Origin of the sequence: Embleya sp. NBC_00888, assembly GCF_045207655.1 — a bacterium.
Classification (GTDB): domain Bacteria; phylum Actinomycetota; class Actinomycetes; order Streptomycetales; family Streptomycetaceae; genus Embleya.
Genome location: NZ_CP108784.1, coordinates 5,907,213 through 5,928,452, shown reverse-complemented (window position 1 = coordinate 5,928,452; position 21,240 = coordinate 5,907,213). Strand labels below are relative to the sequence as shown.

Annotated in this window: 14 protein-coding genes and 1 pseudogene; 9 read left to right on the top strand and 6 right to left on the bottom strand. The window is 72.3% G+C overall.

All coding sequences use genetic code 11. The features are described from left to right. Positions 1-167: 167 nt before the first annotated feature. Positions 168-347, bottom strand: coding sequence for a hypothetical protein (locus tag OG948_RS25440; RefSeq protein ID WP_406298668.1), 180 nt, complete (start codon positions 345-347; stop codon positions 168-170). 416 nt (positions 348-763) lie between these two features. Between OG948_RS25440 and OG948_RS25435 the strand changes: the two genes are divergently transcribed. From OG948_RS25435 to OG948_RS25425, 3 genes are all read left to right on the top strand, one after another. Beyond that, entirely contained in the window at positions 764-1,753 is a 990-nt protein-coding gene (locus OG948_RS25435) for a LacI family DNA-binding transcriptional regulator (RefSeq protein ID WP_406300336.1), read from the top strand. 355 nt (positions 1,754-2,108) lie between these two features. Next, positions 2,109-4,217 carry a beta-galactosidase gene (locus OG948_RS25430; protein WP_406298667.1) on the top strand — a complete coding sequence of 703 codons (2,109 nt, stop codon included), beginning with the start codon at positions 2,109-2,111 and terminating at the stop codon, positions 4,215-4,217. A gap of 147 nt (positions 4,218-4,364) precedes the next feature. Continuing rightward, positions 4,365-6,368, top strand: coding sequence for a glycoside hydrolase family 5 protein (locus OG948_RS25425; protein ID WP_406298666.1), 2,004 nt, complete (start codon positions 4,365-4,367; stop codon positions 6,366-6,368). Positions 6,369-6,502: 134 nt separating this feature from the next. Here the strand turns inward: OG948_RS25425 and OG948_RS25420 are convergent, their stop codons facing one another. Next, the gene (locus OG948_RS25420; protein ID WP_406298665.1) at positions 6,503-7,486 is read right to left on the bottom strand and encodes a hypothetical protein; all 984 of its coding nucleotides are present in this window, start codon (positions 7,484-7,486) and stop codon (positions 6,503-6,505) included. 470 nt (positions 7,487-7,956) lie between these two features. On the opposite strand from OG948_RS25420, the gene OG948_RS25415 reads away from it, so the two are divergent. From OG948_RS25415 to OG948_RS25395, 5 genes are all read left to right on the top strand, one after another. Continuing rightward, entirely contained in the window at positions 7,957-9,114 is a 1,158-nt protein-coding gene (locus OG948_RS25415; RefSeq protein WP_406298664.1) for a serine hydrolase domain-containing protein, read from the top strand. A 171-nt stretch (positions 9,115-9,285) separates the two neighbouring features. Further along, entirely contained in the window at positions 9,286-10,206 is a 921-nt protein-coding gene (locus OG948_RS25410) for a PhzF family phenazine biosynthesis protein (protein WP_406298663.1), read from the top strand. Positions 10,207-10,509: 303 nt separating this feature from the next. After that, positions 10,510-11,103, top strand: coding sequence for a lytic polysaccharide monooxygenase (locus OG948_RS25405; RefSeq protein WP_406298662.1), 594 nt, complete (start codon positions 10,510-10,512; stop codon positions 11,101-11,103). Positions 11,104-12,046: 943 nt separating this feature from the next. Further along, positions 12,047-13,405, top strand: a complete 1,359-nt coding sequence (locus OG948_RS25400) for a hypothetical protein (protein ID WP_406298661.1) — start codon at positions 12,047-12,049, stop codon at positions 13,403-13,405. 266 nt (positions 13,406-13,671) lie between these two features. Further along, a complete protein-coding gene (locus OG948_RS25395; protein ID WP_406298660.1) occupies positions 13,672-14,154 on the top strand; it encodes a hypothetical protein in 483 nt (160 codons plus the stop codon). Positions 14,155-14,196: 42 nt separating this feature from the next. Here the strand turns inward: OG948_RS25395 and OG948_RS25390 are convergent, their stop codons facing one another. The 4 genes and pseudogenes from OG948_RS25390 to OG948_RS25375 form a co-directional block, all read right to left on the bottom strand. Then, a complete protein-coding gene (locus OG948_RS25390; RefSeq protein WP_406298659.1) occupies positions 14,197-15,003 on the bottom strand; it encodes a 4'-phosphopantetheinyl transferase family protein in 807 nt (268 codons plus the stop codon). Between the two features lie 180 nt (positions 15,004-15,183). Further along, positions 15,184-16,002, bottom strand: a complete 819-nt coding sequence (locus OG948_RS25385; protein ID WP_406298658.1) for an HAD family hydrolase — start codon at positions 16,000-16,002, stop codon at positions 15,184-15,186. Then, positions 15,999-18,430, bottom strand: a pseudogene (locus OG948_RS25380) (phosphoribosyltransferase). The gene OG948_RS25385 and the pseudogene OG948_RS25380 overlap by 4 nt, the downstream one beginning before the upstream one ends. An 85-nt stretch (positions 18,431-18,515) precedes the next feature. Next, positions 18,516-19,688, bottom strand: a complete 1,173-nt coding sequence (locus tag OG948_RS25375) for an HpcH/HpaI aldolase/citrate lyase family protein (RefSeq protein WP_406298657.1) — start codon at positions 19,686-19,688, stop codon at positions 18,516-18,518. A 249-nt stretch (positions 19,689-19,937) separates the two neighbouring features. Here OG948_RS25375 and OG948_RS25370 point away from each other — a divergent pair, with 249 nt between their 5' ends. Further along, the gene (locus OG948_RS25370) at positions 19,938-21,200 is read left to right on the top strand and encodes a TerD family protein (protein WP_406298656.1); all 1,263 of its coding nucleotides are present in this window, start codon (positions 19,938-19,940) and stop codon (positions 21,198-21,200) included. Positions 21,201-21,240: the final 40 nt, after the last annotated feature.

Below are 21,240 nucleotides of genomic sequence, written 5' to 3'. Positions count from 1 at the left end.
GAAGCGCACAGAAACACACGCCCACGTCGACACGCACGGATGCGCGCCGCGCAGACGGTCGCTGTCGATGGCCAACGCCGCCGGCAGCGACAAGGTCGGCATCAGTGGTACCTGGATCGCGAAGAACAGCGCGACCCGGGCCGGTCCGGCCGAGAACAGGTGGTCGCTCAGCGCCTCGAGTAGTTGTCGAAGCCGACGAAGACCGTGCCCCCGATCATCCGGTCCTCGTAGAGACTGAGCCGGAACGCGTAGGCGAGCGGGGCGGCCACGCCGATGACGAAGACCACCAGGAACGGGAAGAAGAAGGCGTGGCCGGTGAGGTTACGCCGCAGGGCGCCGCGTTTCACCGCATGCCCCGTCGCCGACATGGGATCGGGTCGACTCGCACGGAAGGTCCTCCGGAACACTCGGGGATTTCGAGAACGGCGGACGCGCGGGTGGTCACCACCGGCCCCGAATGTTTGCGCCAACATCGCGGCGCGTTTCGAGAGTGTTCCGTCAGCCTCAATGGCTGTCAATAGGCATCTCCTGGACATTCGTGCGGGAATCTTCCCGCAGGAATGTCGCTTTTGAGGACATTTGGCAATCCTTCGCGATCGTTCACGACACGCTGTTGACCCGGCATCATGTTCGCGCGAACATGAGCGCATCCGCCGCCCGGCGCGGGCGGCGTGAATGAAAGGATCGGGGCATGGCGAAGGACGGAGAGTCGGCGAAGCCCGGATCGGGCGGGTCGTCCGCGACGCGTACCCGGCCCCCGTCCATGGCCGATGTCGCCGAGATGGCCGGGGTCTCCAGCCAGACCGTCTCGCGCGTCGCGAACAACCGCAGCAACGTGGACGAGGCGACGCGCGAACGCGTGCTCGCCGCGATGCGGATGCTCGGCTACCGACCCAACACCGCCGCCCGGGCGCTGGCCACCGGCAAGTTCCGGATGCTCGGCGTGATCAGCTTCGGCCTCAGCGCCTACGGCAACGCGCGCACCCTCGAAGCCATAGTCGCCGCCGCGCAGGACGCGGACTACTCGGTGAACGTCGTCAGCGTGCGCGCGCAGACCGAGAGCGCCGTACGCGACGCCTTCGATCGGCTGACCATGCAGGCCGTCGACGGCATCATCCTGATCGAGGCGCAGATCCTCGACACTCCCGCGCTACGCCTGCCCTCCGGCCTGCCGGTCGTGGTGGTCGACGGCGAGGAGAGCCGCCGGCATCCGGGTGTGGACACCAATCAGGCGGAGGGCGCCCGATTGGCCACCACACATCTGCTCGACCTGGGCCATCCCACGGTCTGGCACGTGTCCGGGCCACAGGACTCGTACGCCGCCCGCCGGCGTGCCGAATCCTGGCACCGCACGCTCAAGGCGGCCGGCGCGCCCGTGCCGCCGCTGCTGTACGGCGACTGGAGCGCCGCCAGCGGCTACGCGGCCGGCCTCGAACTGGCCGCGAACCCGGAGGTGTCCGCCGTGTTCGCGGGCAACGACCAGATGGCGCTGGGCATCGTGCGAGCTCTGCACGAGGCGGGGCGTCCGGTGCCGAGCGAGGTCAGCGTGGTGGGCTTCGACGATCTCGCCGAATCGGCCTGGTTCATGCCCTCGCTCACCACCGTCCACCAGGACTTCGAAGAGGTCGGTCGGCAGTGCGTGGCGCTGCTGTTCGACCAGTTCCGCACCGGTCACGCCACCGTCCACGGCGCGACGCCGGTCGCCCCGACCCTGATCGTCCGGGACAGCACCTCGGCGCCGCCCGCTCCCTGACGGACGATCACGGCCACTCGCACACTCTGACGAACCGTCACGACCGAACGCACCCCTGACGGACCGTCACGGCCACTCCCACTCCCCGCCGACGGGTTCACGCCGCCTCCACGCATCGCCCGCCCGCCGCCCACTGTCTGCCGCCCACCGCTCGTTGCCCCTCCGGTACGACGAAAGCCCGCGCAGACGCGGTATGGCACGCCCCGGACCGGGCCGGTTCGGATCGGCGCCGAACGACGCCCGCCCTCACCACCCCTCCCGCGAACCCATTCGTCCTCACCGCCCCGAAGTGATCCCGAAGGAGAAGTGGCGCCCACCCGAGAGCACTTCGGCCGCGGCGTGCCACAACCCACCGATGAACGACACCACACACCGCCCCGCCGACCGGCAGGCCGCACTGCGCGCCCGCCTCGGCGGCATCGGCTTAGGCGCCGACTACAACCCGGACCAGTGGCCCGAGGCCACCCGCACCGAGGACCTGGCGCTGATGGCCCGAGCCGGCGTCACCGTGGTCAACCTCGCCATCTTCGCCGGGGCCCGGGTCGAACCGGCGCGCGACGCCTACGACTTCACGTACTTCGACCGCGTCATGGACGACCTCGCCGCACACGGCATCACCGCCGACCTGGCCACGATGACCGCCGCGCCGCCGCCGTGGCTGGTCACCGAGCACCCCGAGGTGCTGCCGGTGACCGCCGACGGCGTCGTCCTGTCCCCCGGGGGCCGCCGGCACTTCTGCCCGTCCTCACCCGTCTTCCGGGACCGCGCCGCGCGCCTGGTCGAGGCGGTCGCCACGCACTACCGCGACCACCCCGCCCTCGGTCTGTGGCACGTCGGCAACGAGTACGGCTGCCACGTCGCGGAATGCTTCTGCGACACCTCCGCCGCCGACTTCCGACGCTGGCTGGGCGAACGCTACAACAGCGTCGACGCCCTCAACGACGCCTGGTCCACCGACTTCTGGTCCCAACGCTACGCCTCCTTCGACCAGATCCTGCCCCCACGCACCGCACCGACCTACCCCAACCCCTCCCAACAACTGGACTTCAAACGCTTCGGCAACGACGCACTGCGCACCTGCTTCGAGACGGAAACCGCGATCCTGCGCCGGATCACCCCCGACGTACCCGTCACCACCAACTTCCTGGCCGGCCTCAAGAGCGTCGACATCTACGACTGGGCACCGACCATGGACGTCCTGTCCCTGGACAGCTACCCCGACCCGAATCGGGACCAGGCCCACATCGGCGCGGCGATGAGCTACGACACCATCCGCTGCGCGGGCGGCGGCGAACCATGGCTGCTCACCGAACAGGCGCCGTCCGCCGTCAACTGGCGCTCCCGCAACGCCGCCAAGTCCCCGGGCCGGACGCGGCTGTGGAGTTGGCAGGCGGTGGCCCAAGGCGCCGACGTGATCATGTACTTCCAGTGGCGACCATCCCGCGGTGGCGCAGAGAAGTTCCACTCCCGCATGGTGCCGCACGCCGGTCCCGATACCCGGGTGTTCCGCGACGTGGCCGATCTGGGACGCGAGTTGGCCCGCGTACCGGAGCTGGTCGGCACCCGGATCCACAACCGGGTCGCGTTGTTGTCCGACTGGCACAGCCGGTGGGCCCTCGAACTCGACTCGCACCCCTCCGACGCCGTCCGCCACTCGGACCGCGCACTCGACCACTACGCGCCGCTGTTCGACCTGGGCGTGGGGGTGGACGTCGTGCATCCGAGCGCCGATCTGTCCGACTACCGCCTGGTGATCGTGCCGAGCCTGTATCTGCTGTCCACCGAACACGCCGACCGGCTGTCCCGCTTCGTCGCCGGGGGCGGTTCGCTGGTCGTGTCGTTCTTCAGCGGCATCGTCGACGAATGCGATCGGGTGCACCTGGGGGGCTACCCGGGGCCGCTGCGCGAGGTACTGGGCATATCGGTCGAGGAGTTCCGGCCGGCCGACGCGGGCGTGGTGTTCCCCCTACAGGGGGTTTCCGGGTCGGGTGACGCGCCACCGACGGGTACCGGCGACCTGCGGCGCGAGGACGTCACGCTCAAGGGCGCTCGGGCCGAGGTGGAGTTCGCCGGCGCCGAATGGGCCGGCCGCCCCGCCGCGACCGTGCACACGCACGGCGCGGGCATCGCGCGGTATATCGCGACCCGCCCGGACACCGCGGCCATGCGCGGCCTGATCGCCCGAGCCTGCGCGGACGCGGGCGTCGAGCCGGTACTGCCGGTGCTCCCGCGCGGCGTCCAGGCAAGCATTCGCACCGGCGACGGGTACGACGTACTCGTCCTGCTCGACCACGCCGACCACGCCGACCACGCAGACGAAGTCGAACTCCCCACCCCACGCCGGGATCTGCTCGCCGACGGCCAACCGACGACCCGCCGCGTCACCCTCGCCCCCCAAGCCGTGGCCGTCCTGGGCTCGCACCCCACCGAGCCCGCACCCACCACAACCCCCGAGTCCGCCTGACCACCCCACAGCCGCACCACACCGGACGGCCGCGCACCGCAACAACCGCACCGCCGCACCGCACGGCCGCACCGCACGGCCACGCACCACAACAACCGCACCGTCGCACCGCACGCACCCCTCATCCCTCAATCGAGGCAGGTACCGATGCATCGCACCAGGCACCGACTTCTCACCCGCCGCAACCCTTCTCCCGCGGCCACCACCCGCCCCCGCGGCGGGCACCGACTACTCACCCGCCCCGCCCTCGCCCTGACCGCGCTGACCGCCATGGCCGCCGGCCTCCTGATCGGCCCCCAAGCCGACGCGGCCACCCCCACCGCACAGGCGACCGCGCCGACCGCCTCCCAGGCATCCGCCCTCGCCGCCTCCTGGACAGCCCCCCTGTCCGCGAGCGGCCGCTGGATCGTCGACGCGAACGGCAACCGATTCAAGCTGCGTTCGGCGAACTGGGCCGGCGCCCAGGGCACCTGGAACGGCTCGGGCGACATCGCCGACCCCGCGAACCACCACAGCGGCGAAAACGCGAACGGCATGCCGCTCGGGCTGGATCGGGCGAGCCTGCCCGCGATCCTGGCGGGCTTCCACGCGGTCGGCGTCAACAGCATCCGGCTGCCCTTCTCGAACGAGATGGTGCACGCCACCGCGACCGTCCCCGACGCGGCCGTCGCCGCCAACCCGCAACTGCGCGGCAAGACCCCGCTCCAGGTGTTCGACGCCGTGGTCGCCGCGCTGACCGCGGACGGCTTCGCGGTCGTACTGAACAACCACACCGGCACCACCCGTTGGTGCTGCGGCGTGGACGGCAACGAGCGCTGGAACACCTCGCGAAGCACCGCCGACTGGGTAACCGACTGGATCACCATGGCGAACCGCTACAAGACCAACAAGCGTGTGGTCGGCGCCGATCTGTACAACGAGGTCCGGCGCAACATCACCGACGACCCGAACTGGGGCTGGGGCAACGACAAGGACTGGCAGGCCGCGTCCCTGGAGGCGGGCAATCGCATCCTGACCGAGGCCAACCCGGATCTGCTGATCATCGTCGAAGGCATCAACTGGACCGGTGTCCCGGTCGACTTCCTGCCGCACGGCCGCCCCACGTTGACGCCGGTGCGCACGCTGTCACACACCCTGGTCGACCCGAGGAAACTGGTCTACTCGGCGCACTTCTACGGGTACACCGGCCCCAACCACAGCGGCGCGTACGGCCTGGGGGAAACCCACGACGCCCGCTACCAGGACCTGACGCGTGATCAACTGTTCGCCGAGATAGACCGATCGGCGCAGTACGTGACCACCGACGGGCAGCACCACACCGCCCCGGTGTGGATCAGCGAGTTCGGCACCGGCGCCGAGGAGAGCGATCCGGTCGCCCGTGCCTGGTTCACCAACTTCACCGACTACCTGATCGCCCGTGACCTCGACTTCGCCTACTGGCCGCTGGTCGGCTGGAAGGGCAACGGCCAGGGCGACTCGTGGGCCCTGCTGCGCTTCGACCCCAACGGCGTGCGCAGCGGCATCGCGGACGACCCGACCGACTGGCGCGCCGCCGCCTGGACCAGGCTGATCGGCGCGACCGGGCGCACCGGCACGATCGCCGCCTCCGCGCGCTGGAACATGCTCAACCTGGACCACGCCGACGCCCAGCCCTCGCTGCGGATGCGGACCCGTCCGGACTGGGACTCCGGCGCCCGCAAGGGCGTCTGCCCGGACGGCGAGCGCGTCATCGGCCTGGCACACACCGGCAACCGAGGGCTGTGCACCGACACCGGCGGCCCGGACCTGTCTCCGATCGGCGCCGGCTACACGGTCGTTCGCGACGAGTCGTACGTGCAGAACGACTGGGCCACGGGCTACACCAAGCTCGAATGCCCCACCGGCCGGATGATCACCGGATACAGCGTGCGCGGCGCGGCCGTCTCCGCGATCCTGTGCACCCAACCCACCACGACGCTCGGCACCTCGTCCCGCACGCTGTGGTTCGACCGGGGCGACAACCGCCCGGCGGGCAACCCCGGCGGCGAGTTCGCCCCCGGCGCGTACAAGGGCCAGTGCGGAGCCGACGAATACGCGGCCGGCGTCGCGTACACCGGCCGGATCGGCTCGGCCAGGACCCCCGACGCCCTCCTGTGCAAGCGCCTGACCTGACCCGACCGACCCATCCCGGCCGCGTCGCCCCGCCTCAGGGGCGGCGCGGCCGCGGGTGTGCAGGTCTCCGGTACCCGGTCCGGCCGCCTACGCCCTCGGCGGGCACCAGGCGGACCCTCCCGACACCCGCCCGCTCAGCGGGTCGGGGTCGGCGGCTGTGGTGGACCGGCGGGCGGCAACGCGGACGTCGGCGTCTCCCGCGTCCAGATCATGTCGGGATCGAACGTCACCGGCACGTCCTTGAAACCGATCAGCTTCCCCCGCGCGGCCAGATTGACCTCGGGGTCCACCCAGAGCTGCCAGAACGGCTTCAGGGTGAGCTCCTGGAGCCGAGAGAGCGGCAACGGCGGCTTCTCCGACGTCGCGACGGCACTGTTCCCCGCGTAGTCGGTCGTCTCCGTGATGGAGACCTCCACTCCGTCCGGACGCATCACCCGCACGGACCGGGTGATCTGTCCACCCAAACCATCCTTCCCGTTCCCGCCCAGGTAGGTCGGGATCGTTTCCACGGCGTATCCACGCGTGCCGTCCGGTTCGGCGATGGCCACACAGCGGCCGGCGACGCCTTCCGTGTCGGGGCAATCGGGTCCCGTGGTCTTCGGGGTGCTCGCCCACACCGACACCCGAAGCAGCGTCGTTCCCTTGCCGTTCTCCAACGTCACGACGGCGAAGGCGCCCACCCGGATCCCCGCACCGCCCGACTTCGGGGAAAGCGCGCTTCCGGTCGGAACCCGCTGCACGGCGCCGAACTCCGGCTGCTGAAGCAGTATTCGCGCGAGTTCCTGTGCCGAGACCGGTTCCTTCCCGGCCGGTGCGGAGATCCCGGATCCCGGCTCCGGGGTCACGCTCGGCGTCGGCGAACCGGTGGGCACCGCCGCCGCTCCCGACGCCACCCGGCTCCGCGGCGCGTCCTCCGCAGTGGCCGCCACCACCACGCCGGTGCCCGCCACGGCCAGCACCGCCGCGGCGGCGGCGCCCATCCGGATCCGACGGGCCCGCCGCATCCGCCGACCCCGAGCGATCCCTCCCGCGACCAACCCGGCCGGCAGCGCCAGTTCCGACGCCGCCGTCCGCATCGCGGCCGCCAGTTCCTTCTCCTCAGATCTCGGGGTTCCCATCGGCCTGCTGTCTCCTAGACGTCCGTTCGACCACGTGTCCTACCCCACCCGGAGGCCGTGCCGGCAGGCCACCCGATGCCCACTCGGATCGCGTGCCCGCACCGTTCCCGCCCGGCACGCCGCGATGCCCGCACCGTTCCCACCCGGCGAGCGTTCCAGCCAAGCCCGACCCGCCCCGCGTCGCACGCGTATCCACTAACTACAACGCAGTGGACCCCCCGGCCCGTCACGTGATTTCGCCCGGAATATCAAGTACGGCTCATATCCTGGCGACCGCACGAGACAACCGTGACCTGCCGGCCCGCCCCGGCGCCACGCCCCACCGGCTCCGGCGTCCACCAGGACGGCCGGATCCCGCCGCCTTGCCCCGAGGCGACGGGATCCGGCCGCTCGGGACCGATGACGGTGCGCCACCGCGGGAGTCTTACCTGCGGACCCTCGACCGCGTTCCCGCCCCAGAAGGTGACCCGATGACCAGCCCGGCAAGCAACCTGCGCGAACTCCTGAAGTCCCACGTCGACACCGGAGCGCTACCGGGCGCGGTGGCCCTGATCGCACACCACGACCGCGTCGACGTCCAGGCGGTCGGTTCGCTCGATGCCGCCGGCGCCCTCCCGATGGGCCGGGACACGATCTTCCGCGTCGCGTCGCTCACCAAGCCCGTCGTCGCCGCCGCGATCATGACCCTGGTCGAGGACGGTCGATTCGCCCTGGGCGACCCGATCGGCCGCTGGTTGCCGGAGTTGGCCGCGCCGAACGTGGTGCGTACGCCGGGCGGGCCGATCGACGACGTGATCCCGGTGACCCGTCCGATCACCGTGTTCGACCTGCTCACCTTCCGGGCCGGATACGGCTTCCCCGCCGACTTCTCACTGCCGGCGCTCGCACCGCTGTTCACCGAGTTGGGCCAGGGACCGCCGCGGCCGCAAGCGGTCCCGGACCCCGACGAGTGGTTGGCCAGGCTGTCCCGGATCCCGCTGCTGCACCAGCCGGGCGTGGCCTGGCTCTACAACACGTGCTCGGACATCCTGGGCGTGCTGATCGCCCGGATCTCCGGTCGGTCGTTGCCCGACTTCCTGGCCGAGCGACTGTTCGAGCCCCTGGGCATGGTGGACACCGGCTTCTCGGTGCCGGCCGCCGATCTCGACCGATTCGCGTACTGCTACCGCACCTCGCCCACCGGCGGCCTCGACCTGATCGACGCCCCCGACGGCCAATGGAGCAGCCCGCCCGCCTTCCCCTCCGGCGCCGGCGGCCTGGTGTCCACCATCGACGACCTGCACGCCTTCACCCGGATGTTGCTCGCCGAGGGCGGCGCCGCCGGTCGGCAGCTGCTGACCCCGGCATCGGTGCGCCGGATGACCACGGACCACCTGACCGCACCGCAGCGGGACGCGTCCCGGCTCTTCCTGGAGGGCCAGGGCTGGGGCTTCGGCGGGTCGGTCGACGTCGAGCCCGTCGACCCCTGGAACGTCCCGGGCCGCTTCGGCTGGGTCGGCGGCACCGGTACGGCGGCACACGTCGTCCCGTCCACCGGCACGGCGACCGTCCTGCTCACCCAGGTCGAACTCTCCGGTCCCACGCCCCCCACCCTGATGCGCGACTTCTGGCGCCTCGCCTCCGGCTGAGCCGACGCCCGCCGGCTCGCCGGGTGCCGGTCCTCCGCGGGCCGGCGACCGGCCGTCGGCGTGCTCCCGGCGCCCGACGGCCGGTCGCCGGCGCATCGTGCCGCCTCGGCCGCCGCGCGAGCGTCGCCCACCCCAGGAATGTCTCGTCGACACCGCGCGTTGGGCCACGACATGACGACACCGGACGCCGGAAAACCCCTCCGCTACACCGCCTTCTCCGCCGACCCGACCGGCGGCAACCCCGCCGGCGTCGTCCTGGCCGCCGACGGTCTCACCGATCCGGCGATGCTCGCGATCGCCGCCGAACTCGGCTACTCCGAGACCGCGTTCCTCACCCGGTCCACGGCGACCGACACCGACGCAAGGGTGGCCGAACCCGCCGCGCCGACCGCCGACGCCTCCCGCGTCTTCGACGTGCGCTACTTCAGCCCGCTGGCCGAGGTCCCCTTCTGCGGCCACGCCACCGTCGCCGCCGCGGTCGCCGTCGCCGAGCGGATCGGCCCCGGCGCACTCGTCTTCGCCACCCGCGCCGGCGTCGTCCCGGTCGACGTGATCGCCGAGCCCGACGGCACCCTGCGCGCCACGCTGACCAGCGTCGAGCCGCGGCATTCCGCGGTCCCGGCCGCCGATGTCGCCCAGGCGCTGGCCCTGCTCGGCTGGGCTCCCGACGACCTCGACCCGGCCATCCCGCCGGCCTACGCGTACGCCGGCGCCCACCACCTGGTCCTGGCCGCCGCCGGCCGGGCCCGGCTGGCCGATCTGCGCTACGACTTCGACGGCCTGGCCGACTTCATGCGGGCCCGCGACCTGACCACCCTCCAACTGGTCTGGCGCGAGAGCGCGGACACCTTCCACGTCCGCGACCCGTTCCCGATCGGCGGCGTCGTCGAGGACCCGGCCACCGGCGCCGCGGCGGCCGCCCTCGGCCACTATCTGCGGGCCCTGAACCTGGTCCCCGCGTCGGCCACGCTCACCCTGCACCAGGGCGACGACCTGGGCCGGCCCGGCGTATTGACCGTCGACCTCCGTGCCGACGACCCCCGGGTCCGCGTCTCCGGCGTGGCCGTCCCGATCCCGGACCCGCTCGGCTGAGGTCACCGACCGTGACCGGCCGCGGGGTTCGCCAATTTGTGCCGGCACAGGTCCAGACCATTGACCGCCTCGAAGCGCGGCTCCTAGCGTGATCGAGCGCACCCCGGTAACGAAGGCACGCGACTCGCGCAGGTCGCACCGAAGCGGTCCGCACCCGGACCGTGTGGCTGCACGTTCGGATGCGGATTCGACGGTCCCATCGACTCGACGACCACGCCCCGCGGTACCCGGGCGGGTCGGTTCGAGACCGCGCCGAGCGGGTCGGCCAGTCCCGGCACGACTTCGTTCACGAGGAGAAGTTCCATGCGCAAGAGGACCATCCTGGCCACGCTGAGCGCGGCGGCGGTCGCGCTGCCCTTCATGATGCTGCCGTCCTCGGCCTCCGCCCACGGGTTCATCTCCAGCCCCAAGAGCCGCTCCGCGCTGTGCGGCGAGGGCAAGGTCAAGAGGTGCGGCCAGATCCAGTGGGAGCCGCAGAGCGTCGAGGGCCCCAAGGGCTACCCGGCGGGCGGACCCGCCGACGGGAAGTTGTGTGCCGGCGCGGACGGCCGATGGGCCCCGCTCGACGACCCGCGCGGCGGCGCGTGGCCGACCACCGCGCTCACCTCCGGCGCCACGTTCAGCTTCACCTGGGAGATCGAGGCCCGGCACTCGACCAGCACGTTCCGCTACTACATCACCAAGCCGAGCTGGAATCCCACCCAGCCGATCAGCCGCGCGCAGATCGAGAGCACGCCGTTCCTGACCGTCCCGTACGGCGGCGCCCTGCCGGCCGCGCACACCGTGCACACCGGCACTCTCCCGGCCGGCCGCACCGGCCAAGCGCTGATCTTCGCGGTCTGGGACGTCGCGGACACCGACAACGCCTTCTACTCCTGCTCCGACGTCAAGTTCTGACCCGGATCCGCCGGTCCGGCGGCCACGCCACGCCATACTGCGCCGCGCCACGCCGCCGGGCCGGCCCCGGATCCCCGGGGACCGGCCCGAGATCCGCGCTCATCCCGGATACACCGCCTCCACCTCCACCAACGCCCATGCCGGGCAAGCGCGTTGAAGCCGACCATCGCTCACCTGATCGCAGCGCGCCGCGAACGCGCACCCGGCCGGCAGCGTGCTCGTCCCGGCGGCATTTCGGGAATCGGTACGAACTCCCGCGCGGGCAGCGCCGCGAGTAGCCCGCGCGCGCGTACGCATGCCGGGGCCCGGCCGCGCCGAAGAACGCGTCGGCCGGCGCCGTCTCGACGCCCCGCCCCGCGTCCTCACCGCACCGATCCGCAAGCCGCGCCGCCGCGGCCGGGTCGTGGGTGGCCGGGTCGTGGGTGGCCGGGTAGTGGGTGGCCGGCAACACCACGTGCTCCGCGTCCGCGAGCCGACGCGACTCGTCCGCGATCCGCTCAGGCCCACGCCCGCGTCGTGCGCGAGCAGGCCGCCGAAGAGCTTGGACGCGCCATCCTTGCCGTAGCCCGGGAGCGGGCTGAGCAAGTAGGGCTCCCAGCCCACCCCGATCACGATCGCGCGCGGACCCTTCGCCTCGCCCGTCGTGGGCGCCAAGCCCGCGCAGCCCGCCACCGCGAGGGTCGCGCCGACGAGCCCGACGGCGAGTACACCGCGTCGACGGTCGGTAAAGGAGAGGTAGCGCACGTTTCGCCCTCGGTCGGCGCCGGTGGTTGTCGTCGAGCCCGGGCGGTTACACATGGTTCGCACACGCAAAAGGGTTGGTGATGGGCGAGCCCCGCGCAGCCCATCCGCCCGGTCGGACACGCCCCGGGGGACGGTTGGTGGACCTCCATCGGACAGCACCTGGAAGGATGGGCAGGATGGAGTGGGCACGGTTCGCACGGTGACGGGAGCAGGCGTGGTGGTCGGATCCGCACGACGATCCCTGGGGGTCGGCCTTCCGCTGTCGATCACGCTCGCGCCGCTGCTCTTGGCCGTGCTCCCGGCCGCGTTCGCCGGCGGCGAGACGCGCCCGTGGCGTCGCCGCAAGGACGCCGCCCGCTCGGCCGCGCTGGCCGCGCGCGAGGCGGCGGGCGAGGCGTTCCTCCAGCTCGACACCGCGCAGCGGGACATGATGCTCTCGCTGGAGACGGTCCGGGCGGTCCGCGGCGCGCGCGGCACCGAGGACGCGCTGCGCGCCTTCGCCGCGGTGAGCCTGCGCATCGACGAGGCCAGCGCGGCGTACATCGCGCTGATGGACCGTCATCCGCTGGACGTCGAACTGGAGACCGACGAATACGAGGCGGCTCGCCGGGAGTTGACCGAGACCGCGCGCAAGCTCGACGCGGTCCGCCAGGACCTGGACCGGTTCGCCGGCTCGCTCGGCCCACTGCTCGCCGATGCCGAGCACGCGCTGGGTCAGTTGCCGCCGGCCGTGGATCGGGCCCGCCGCGCCGCCGCCGAGGCCGCTCGGGCGGTCGCCGACACCGAGCGGGCGGGACTGGGCACGAGCACGCTCACCACCCGCCTGGCCGCGATCCGCAGCGACCTCGCCGAACTGGACAAGGGCCCGGCCGCGCTCGGCATCCCGGGCACGCTGGAGGTGGCGGGCCGGATCGAGACGTCGGCCGGCGAACTGCGTGCCGAGGCGGAGCGGCTGCCCCGACAGCGCGAGGAGGTGACCAACCGGCTGTCCTCGCTGCGCACCCGCGCACAGGCCCTGGAGTCTCGACTGGCCGGCGTGGAACCCGCCCTGCATCGGCTGCGCCGCGACTACGTACAGTCCTGCTGGACCGACCTCGAGCAGGTCCCGGCCAAGGCCCGACAGTCACTGGGCGTAGCGCACGCCCGTCTGGAAGAGGCCGGCGCCTCGGCCGGTCGCGGGGAGTACGCCGACGCGGTGAGCCGATTGGCCACCGCGCGGGCCACCCTCAAGGAGGCCGACGAGGCGATGGCCTCGGTCTCCGACCGCCTGCGCGCGCTGGAGGAGGTGGCCCGCGACCCCGAGGCCGAGTTGGAGCGCACCCGGTTCGCGCTGCGCGACGCCCAGCGGCTCGCGCTCGGCGGTCGGGCCAATGCCGAGGAGCGCTACGCCCGCCGCCTGGACGCGTTGGTCTTCCGCTTGGAGGCGATCGCCGCCGAGCCGGAGCAGCCGCGCCCGAACTGGTGGCGCTTCCTCAGCGAGACCCGCGCCATCCGGGCCGAGGTCGCGGCCACGGTCCAGGTCATCCGTGAGGACCGGGCCGGCCCCGGACCGCACTGACATCACTCGGCATCACGTCGCGTCAGCACCGAAAATCGGAAAAGCGACATTAGCCGCATATAACACACTTTACGCAACTCAGCGTAGTGAAATCGTCGCCATGTTCGACCAGTCGGGTAAAGAATCGGCACCATCACCCACCTTCCCGAAATTTAAGGTTTAAAGTCGTCGGACCGGCCGACTTCGGGACCTTGATCCCGATTCACGGGTCCGACACCCCCGTGTGCCGCGCCGTCGACCACGATGCTGACACCGGGAAGTCGCACATGCCCGTGCTCTTGATGCTCTTGTTCGCGCTTCTCCTCGTCGTTCTCGCGCTGCCGAACCTGCGCGCGCTGCGGCGGGAGCCGCGGACCGCCCCCACGATGCCGCTGCACACGAACGACATGACCGACATGCATCGCATGATGGTCCTCGCCTACGAGGAGGAGCGCGCGGTACTGCATCGCCAGGCGGTCACGTGGCTGCACTCGCTCGGCCGCGGTCCGCTGCGGGTGACCGACGCGCAGGCGGCAAGCGGCAACCGGGGCTGCGATCTGGTGACCCTCGGTGACGGCACGGTGCTCGGCCTGTCCTCGACCGGGCTGGTGATGCACGAGCTGTGCGGCGCGCTCGACCGGTTCACCGAGGTGGCGCTGACCCGGGTACGGGCCGCGCGGGACGGCTTCGAGCTGACCTTCGACATGGAGTGCGGCCGGCAATTGCACGCTCGGGCCGAACTACTGACCGTCCGCGGCGCCTGCGTCTGAGCCGGCCGGCGAGCCCCGCTCCGAGGCCCACTCCGAGCGTCGCTACAAGCCCCGCTCCGGGTCCGAGCCGACGCCCCGCTCCAAGCTCGTCTCCCGGATCGGCGACTCCCCCGCCCACCGCTCGACCACCGCGTACCGCCCGAGCCCACGCAGCGCCACGGTCGCGGCATAGCCCACCCCCGGCGTCAGGTCGTACATCCGCACCGCCTCCTGCTCGCGGTGCGGATGTCGGCTTTCCGGGTCGGCCCACGCACTGCCCGAATCCCCCGCGGCCGGCACGGTCGACGGCGGATCCGGCCAGTCCAGCAGCCGAGGCGGCTCACCCGCACCGGACACCGTCAGCGTGCGCGGATCCACCGTCAGACCCAGCCCGTACACCTTCAGCAGCGCTTCCTTGCGGGTCCACCGGGTGATCGCGTCCACGGCCCGCGACCGCACCGGAAGCCGGGTCTGCGCGGCCAGTTCGGCCGCCGACAAGGTGCCCTCGACGGTGGCGATCCGCTCCACGTCCACGCCGACCTCGGCGCCCTCGATCACCGCGAGCACCACCCGCTCGCCGGCGTGCGAGATGGAGAAGTCCAGCTCGGCCGGGCCGCCGAGGACGCGCGGCTTGCCCCGGTCACACCCGCACAGCCGGCACGTGGTGTCGAAGCGCACGTCGCCCGGGGCCACCTCCAGCCGAGCCGCGAGCACACCCCGGGCCAGCGCTCGGGCGGTGGCGAACCTGGCCTGATCGGCGGGCCGCCGATAGCGCTCGTACCTGACCCGCTCGGCGCCGTCCAGCCAGGCCCGCGCGACCGCGTCCGGATCCGGCTCCGCCCACCACACCGCACACTCGGCAGGATCCACGGCGCCTCCTCTCCCTCGGCGCGGCCCATTCAACCGTGCCGGACCCGAGGCCGTGCCTTCAATCCTCCGCCGAGACCACCGCGATCACCGAGACCGCCGAGACCACCGCGATCACCGACCGCCGGCCGCCGGCCGCCGGCGCCGACCGGTGAGCACCGGTCACCGATCAGCGGTCACCGATCACCGCACCGGCGAACGGCTCCGCTCCAGCAGCCAGGCCGCGATCCGCTCGCCCGCCGACACCCCCTGCTCGGTGAGCGCCTCGACGTGCGGCGCACCCCAGTTCGTCTCGGCCAGCTCACCGTGCCCCGGGCGCACCCCGGCGTCCGCCGCGCGCAGCAGTTCGATATCCAGGAGCGAGTCGCCCGCCGCGAACACCGCGTCCGCGCCGGCCCGCCGGGCGACCTCGCGCACCGCGTCGCCCTTGGTCAGGGCCTCCGGGACGAAGTAGAGCTTGCGGCCCTGGAGCGAGACGCCGTAGCCGCGCTCGGCCGCCCACGCGGTCGTCTCGGGTACGAACTCGGGCGGCAGGTCCGCGCGTTCCACTACCAGGTAGGTGAACAGGTCCTCGGCCACCCGGAGTTTGTGGGTCCACTCGGGACGGGCGACCCGTTCAAGGTGGGCGACCACCTCGGGCAGCGGCGCGGCGTTCGCGGCCAGCGTCTTGCGCACACCCGCCTGCCAGTCCGGGTCGCTCTCGCCGTGCACGAGCAGGTGGCCGCCGTTCGCACAGATCGCGAACTCCGGTGCCCGGCCCGGCAGGACGATCCGCGCGTACTGCTCGCGGGTGCGGGTCGTGGTGGGCACGAAGGTGGTGTGCTCGGCCAACTCGGCAAGCAGCACGGCCGCGCCGCCGGTGACGAACGACATGGGCGCGCCGTCGTACACCTCCACGCATACCAGCTCGGGCGTCGGGTCCGTGGCCGCCAGGCCCAGTCGGGCGGCGGCCTGCGAATAGATGAGGGTGCGGTCCAGATCGCTGGCCACCACGATGCTCACGCGTTGCCCCCGTCCCGGCGAAAGCCCGGTTTGACCAGGCCCACGCACGAGTACGGCAGGTCGTCCACGTCGACCACCGGCACCTCGCGCTGGGCGGCGAGCATCCGCACGTGGTCCAACTCCGCGCCGACGCCCTTGCGGGCCAGGATCTGCCACGGGACCCGGCGCAGCAGCACCCGTGTGGTCTCGCCGACGCCGGGCTTGATCAGGTTGATGTTGTCGATCTCGTACTCGGCACCGATCCGCTCCACCGCGCGCCATCCCTCCCAGGTCGGCGACCGGTCGCTCGCGGCCAGCAGCGGCTGATCGCGCGCCACGTCCTCGGCCACCGCGCCGAACCGCGCCGTGACGGCATCCAGGAACAGACCGGAGACGTCGACGTCGGCCAGTTCGGCGTAGAACTTCGCGCCGTGGAAATCGTCCGGACCGATCAGGTCCTCCCGCAGCACGGTGCGCGAAACCAGCCCGGACACCGTCGAGTTCAGGCACGCGGACGGGATCAGGAAGTCGTCGCGGGTGCCGTAGGTGCGCACGCACGAGCCCGGGTCGGCGAGCACCGCCAGTTCCGGGTCGAAGCGCATGCCGGTGGTCTGGGCGGTCAGTTCCAGCGCGTCGGACAGTTCCCGGGTGATCGCGCCCTTGCCGGTCCAGCCGTCCACGAAGACGATCCGCGACGGGTCGAACTCGCGACCCAGCCAGCGCAGCGCGGTGGTGTCGATGCCGCGTCCGCGCACGATCGACACGGCGAAGTGCGGCAGCGTCAGGCCGTGCGCGCGCTCGGCCCAGCGGCGCATCAGCACGCCCACCGGGGTGCCCGCGCGGGCGAGCGAGACCAGCACCGCGTCCCGGCCGCGCTCGGCCAGGATGGTCTCGGTGACCACGCCGACCGCGTGCGCGATCCGGTCCGCCGAGGCGTCCAACGCGGCGTGGAACAGCGCCTGGTACTCGGGCGAGGGCTGGTACTCGATCGGCAGCGACTCGGCGTAGTGCGCGCCCGCGTGCTGGATCGCCTCCTCGCGCTCCTCCAGCGGTGCCTCCAACTCGACCGCGGACAGGTCCTTGAGCAGCCACGCGACCTCGTCGGCGGCGTACGAGGAGAACGCGGGCCCGTACAGCGGGTCCGGCAGCTTGCCGGTGTCGTGCCCGTGCGGGCTCGGCTGGTGGTTCATGACCTGCGCACCTCGGGGGTGAAGGAGGGGACAACGAGCAGACCGACGTGGTCGGTGACCCGGGACAGCGCGTCCAGCAGGCCACCGGGCGCGTGCAGTTCGGGGGTGTCGGCGACCGAGTCGACGACGATCAGCACCTCGTCGAACCGCCGCGCGGGGTCGGTGCCGGCCGCGACGTTGTACGCGTAGCGGGCGCCGGGACCGTCGGCGGGGTCGTCGTGGGACGGGAATTGCAGCCGGGTGCGGATCGCGTAGCCGGGATCGTCGACCGCGAGCACCGGCGAGCGGGTCGTGGTCGAGTAGCGCACCTCGGCGTCCGCGCCCACGTGTTCGGCCAGCGCGCGGGCCAACCGCAGCGGCGTGTACATCAGTTCCTCGAAGCCGAGCACCAGGATCCGCCGACCGAGCACCCGCTCGGCCAGCGCCGCGCCCAGCGCGGGCAACGCCGCCTCCAGCGCGTCCTGATCGGCCTGGGTGAACCCGTGCCGGCCGCCGTCGGGCAGGTCGGCGGGCCAGTCCAGGTCGAGCGTGCGCACGCGACCCGCCCCGCCGCTCTCGGACCGCTCGTCGTCGTGCGCGGCCACCAGTTCGGTACCGCGCACGAGCACGTCCTCGGGCAGCGCGACGGTGCCCGCGGCCAGGGCCACCACATCCACCCGGGCGCCGAGTTCGGCCGCGAAGACCTCGAACTCGGCCCGGTCGGCCGGGCCGCGCACGTCGATCAGCGCGGCGATCACATAGTGCGCGCGCGGCGCCACCGCGTGCAGCGCCCGGATGGTGTTGGCGACCGTTCGCCCGGTGGACAGTTCGTCGTCCACCAGGACCAACGGCGCGCTTCCGGCCAGGAGTTGCGGATCGCGCGGCAGGATCAGGTGCGAGGTGGCGTGCGAGTGCTCCTCCTCGAACGCGCCGAACTGCGCCACCCCGGCCACCGGGCGCCGGGTCGAGTGCAGGTAGGTCGCCCCGGGCAGCGCCTCGGCCACGCAGTGCCCCAGACCGGTGGCGGTCTCCGCGTACCCGAGCACCACCGGCGTAGGCTCGCCGGCCAGTACCGCCGCCACGCGCGCGCCCAGGTCGCGACCCGCGTCGTGGACCACCTCGGGTCGTTGAGGGATGTGCTTGCCGAGCACGGTGGACACCAACAGGTGGGCCCGGCGCGGGTTCCGCCGCAGCGCGAGCCCGACCAACGCGTCGAGTCCGTCCCCCGCGAGCGTCACGTCGAGCCGCTCGGCGACCCAACTCCCCGACCAGGTTTCCATCCGATGTTCCCTCAACCCACGAACCCGCTTCCCTGATACCCGATCGAATCCCACCGCCCCGGAACGCCCGGCCCCGGCGGACGGTTCACTCCATGCCGGCCGCGAGCAGGTCGACGAAGGTGACCTCCTCGCGTGCGACGCCGAAGGCGTGCGCCCGGCGCAATATCGCCTGGGCCCAGGCCCGGTGCGGCTTCACCTCGTTCATCTTGTTCGTGTACGCCGAGCGCAGCACCCCGCCGCCGGCCGCGCTCTCGGCCAGGATGTCGGTGGCGTCGCAGTACTCCTCGTGGGTGACCACGGACATCGCGTGGATCACCGCCACGTGGCTGGGGTGGATCGCGGTCTTGCCGAGCAGGCCGTTGGCCTTGTCCAGTTCGAGTTCGCGGATCAGCCCGTCCAGGTCGGCCGAGATCAGCCGGGTACGCAGCTCGACCGCCTCGTCCGGGTCCTCGGCCTCGGCGAACGGGGTGCGCCGCAGTTGCGGCTTGAACAGCCGCTCGCCCTGCGGGAAGTACTCCCACACCGGCCCACTGATCACGTGTCCGGTGCCGTCCGCGCGGCCGAACACGTTGACGATGTCGCCGATCAGACCGGCCACCAGGTGCACGTCGTACGCGGTCAGATCGCGCGAGCGGCGCAGCGCGTACGCCGACTGGAAGTCGGTGGCGCCGATCCGCACCGCCAGGATCCGGTCCCGGTGCGTGCCGATCAGCTCGGCGAGTTCGGCGAGCACGGCGCGCCGGTGTTCGATGTAGGCGATGGACGGCGATTCCAGCACCGGCATCGCGTACAGCGGGCGCCCGCTCATCGCGATCGCCTCGTCCAGGGCCTTGAGGTAGCGCGCGCCGCTGTCCGGCTCGAACTTGGGCAGCACGAACCCGGACAACACGCGCAGGGTGTCACCGAGCCGCTCGGTCAGGTCGGTGATCTGCTCCGGGTGCCGGACCCGGATGAACAGCAGCGGGCCCTCGACTCCGGAGCCTGCGAATGCGGCCAGTTGCTCGACCAGGTTCTGCTCGGCGCCGACCACCTCGCGATCGTCGATCGAGTCCTCGAGGCACAACACCATCGACGTCACACCGCGGGCCGCCTGCTTGACGATGTCCGCCGCGAGCGTGCCACGCGTCGCGGGGCTGTACAGCGTCGCGCCGAGCGCCGAGGCCAACACGGCGGGGTCGCTGTCCCGGTCGAAGGTCCCCGGCGGGCGGTGGAACAGATGATCGCGGACCGCATCGTCCAGGTAGCCGAAATGCCGCATCGTGTTCTGATCCCCCTCGACTGACGGTGGTGGTGGCAAAGGCGCGACGGGGCGGGAACCCGTACGCGCCCTGGTTTGTTCCGAAGGCGCATTCGCGCCGAGCCGGTGAGCCGCCGGCAGGCGCTGCCTACGGTAACCGAAAAGCAAAATCGAAGACGTACGATCCGGTTATAGGACCATGTGTTCACACAATCGTCACGAGCACGCCCCACGTTGAGCGCAGCTCCTTCGGGACGGCAGGATGGGCGCATGACCCAGGTGATGTCCAAGGGAGCGAATACGGCCCTCCCTGCCCGGTCCGTGCGCGTGGTGCTCGAATGGCGGCCGGGAGCCGGTGTTCCGGACATGGACGCCTCGGCTCTGCTGCTCGGCGCGGACAACAAGGTGCGCGGCGACCACGACTTCGTCTTCTACAACCAGCCCCGGCACCCGTCCGGCACGGTGGTGCACGAAGGCAAGAAGTCCGCGCCCGACCGCTGCACGGACGGCGTCCGGGTGGACGTCGCCGCCCTCGGCGCCGATGTGCAACATGTGATCGTGGCCGCGTCCGCGGACGGTGGCACCATCGGTTCGGTACCCGGCCTCGTCCTTCGACTGTACGACGCCGACGGCGGCGGCGAGCTGCTCAACTTCCCGATCGCCGGAGCCACCAGCGAGACGGCCTTCGTATTCGGCGAGATCTACCGGCGCGGCGACCAGTGGAAATTCCGCGCGGTCGGGCAGGGCTACGCGAGCGGTCTCGCGGGCCTGGCGACCGATTACGGGATCAGCGTCGACGACGAGCCGAGCGCCCCGGCACCGGCTCCCGTGCCGACGCCGCTGCCGCCGGTGCACCAGTCCCCGCCGAGCGCGCCCGCCCCGCCGCCGCCCCCGACGTACCGCGACGGCCCGCCCGCGCCGCCCTCGTACCAGGAGCCGGCTCCCACCGCCGTGTTGCCGCAGCCGCACTACGGCCAGGGCACGCTGCCCGCCCCGCCCGCGCACCGGCAGGCACAGCCGCAGGGTGTGCTGCCCATCTCCGGCAACACGCCGTACGGCGGCGCGCCCGTGCCGCCTCCGCCGCCGCGCCACGACGGCCCGATGATCCCGCCGCCGCCGGCCCCGCACACGATCGGCGGGGCGCCCCCCGGCTACCCGCACACCCCCTCCGGCGGCGCGTCGGTCCCGCCGCCCCCCGCGCACGGCGGCACGCCGCCCCAGGGCTTCCCGCCGCAGGGCACGCCGTCGCACGGGATGTCCTTCCAGACCCCGCCGGGCGTGATGCACATGCCTCCGGGCGGCCCGCAACTGCCCGCGCCGGGCCAGTACCCGCCCGGCCCCGGCGGGCCGGGGCAGCCCGGACCGTACACGCCCTCGCACGGCGCTCCCATGCCGCCCGGGATGACCCCGCCGCAGGGCATGGGCATGCCGCCCCAGCAGCAGTACCCGGGCACGCCGCCGCAGGGTCAGGGCGGTCCGCCCCAAATGCGCCGACTGGACACCCCGCCGCAGGGTCCGCAGTTCCAGGGCTGAGCGGACCACGCTCCGTGCGTGGACGCCGCCGCACACCCGG

Bases quoted from the DNA above. Each gene is read 5' to 3' on its own strand.
- OG948_RS25420 (WP_406298665.1), bottom strand. From the start codon at position 7,486: ATGGGAACCCCGAGATCTGAGGAGAAGGAACTGGCGGCCGCGATGCGG.
- OG948_RS25370 (WP_406298656.1), top strand. From the start codon at position 19,938: ATGACCCAGGTGATGTCCAAGGGAGCGAATACGGCCCTCCCTGCCCGG.
- OG948_RS25395 (WP_406298660.1), top strand. From the start codon at position 13,672: ATGCCCGTGCTCTTGATGCTCTTGTTCGCGCTTCTCCTCGTCGTTCTC.
- OG948_RS25425 (WP_406298666.1), top strand. From the start codon at position 4,365: ATGCATCGCACCAGGCACCGACTTCTCACCCGCCGCAACCCTTCTCCC.
- OG948_RS25430 (WP_406298667.1), top strand. From the start codon at position 2,109: ATGAACGACACCACACACCGCCCCGCCGACCGGCAGGCCGCACTGCGC.
- OG948_RS25435 (WP_406300336.1), top strand. From the start codon at position 764: ATGGCCGATGTCGCCGAGATGGCCGGGGTCTCCAGCCAGACCGTCTCG.
- OG948_RS25415 (WP_406298664.1), top strand. From the start codon at position 7,957: ATGACCAGCCCGGCAAGCAACCTGCGCGAACTCCTGAAGTCCCACGTC.
- OG948_RS25410 (WP_406298663.1), top strand. From the start codon at position 9,286: ATGACGACACCGGACGCCGGAAAACCCCTCCGCTACACCGCCTTCTCC.
- OG948_RS25375 (WP_406298657.1), bottom strand. From the start codon at position 19,688: ATGCGGCATTTCGGCTACCTGGACGATGCGGTCCGCGATCATCTGTTC.
- OG948_RS25405 (WP_406298662.1), top strand. From the start codon at position 10,510: ATGCGCAAGAGGACCATCCTGGCCACGCTGAGCGCGGCGGCGGTCGCG.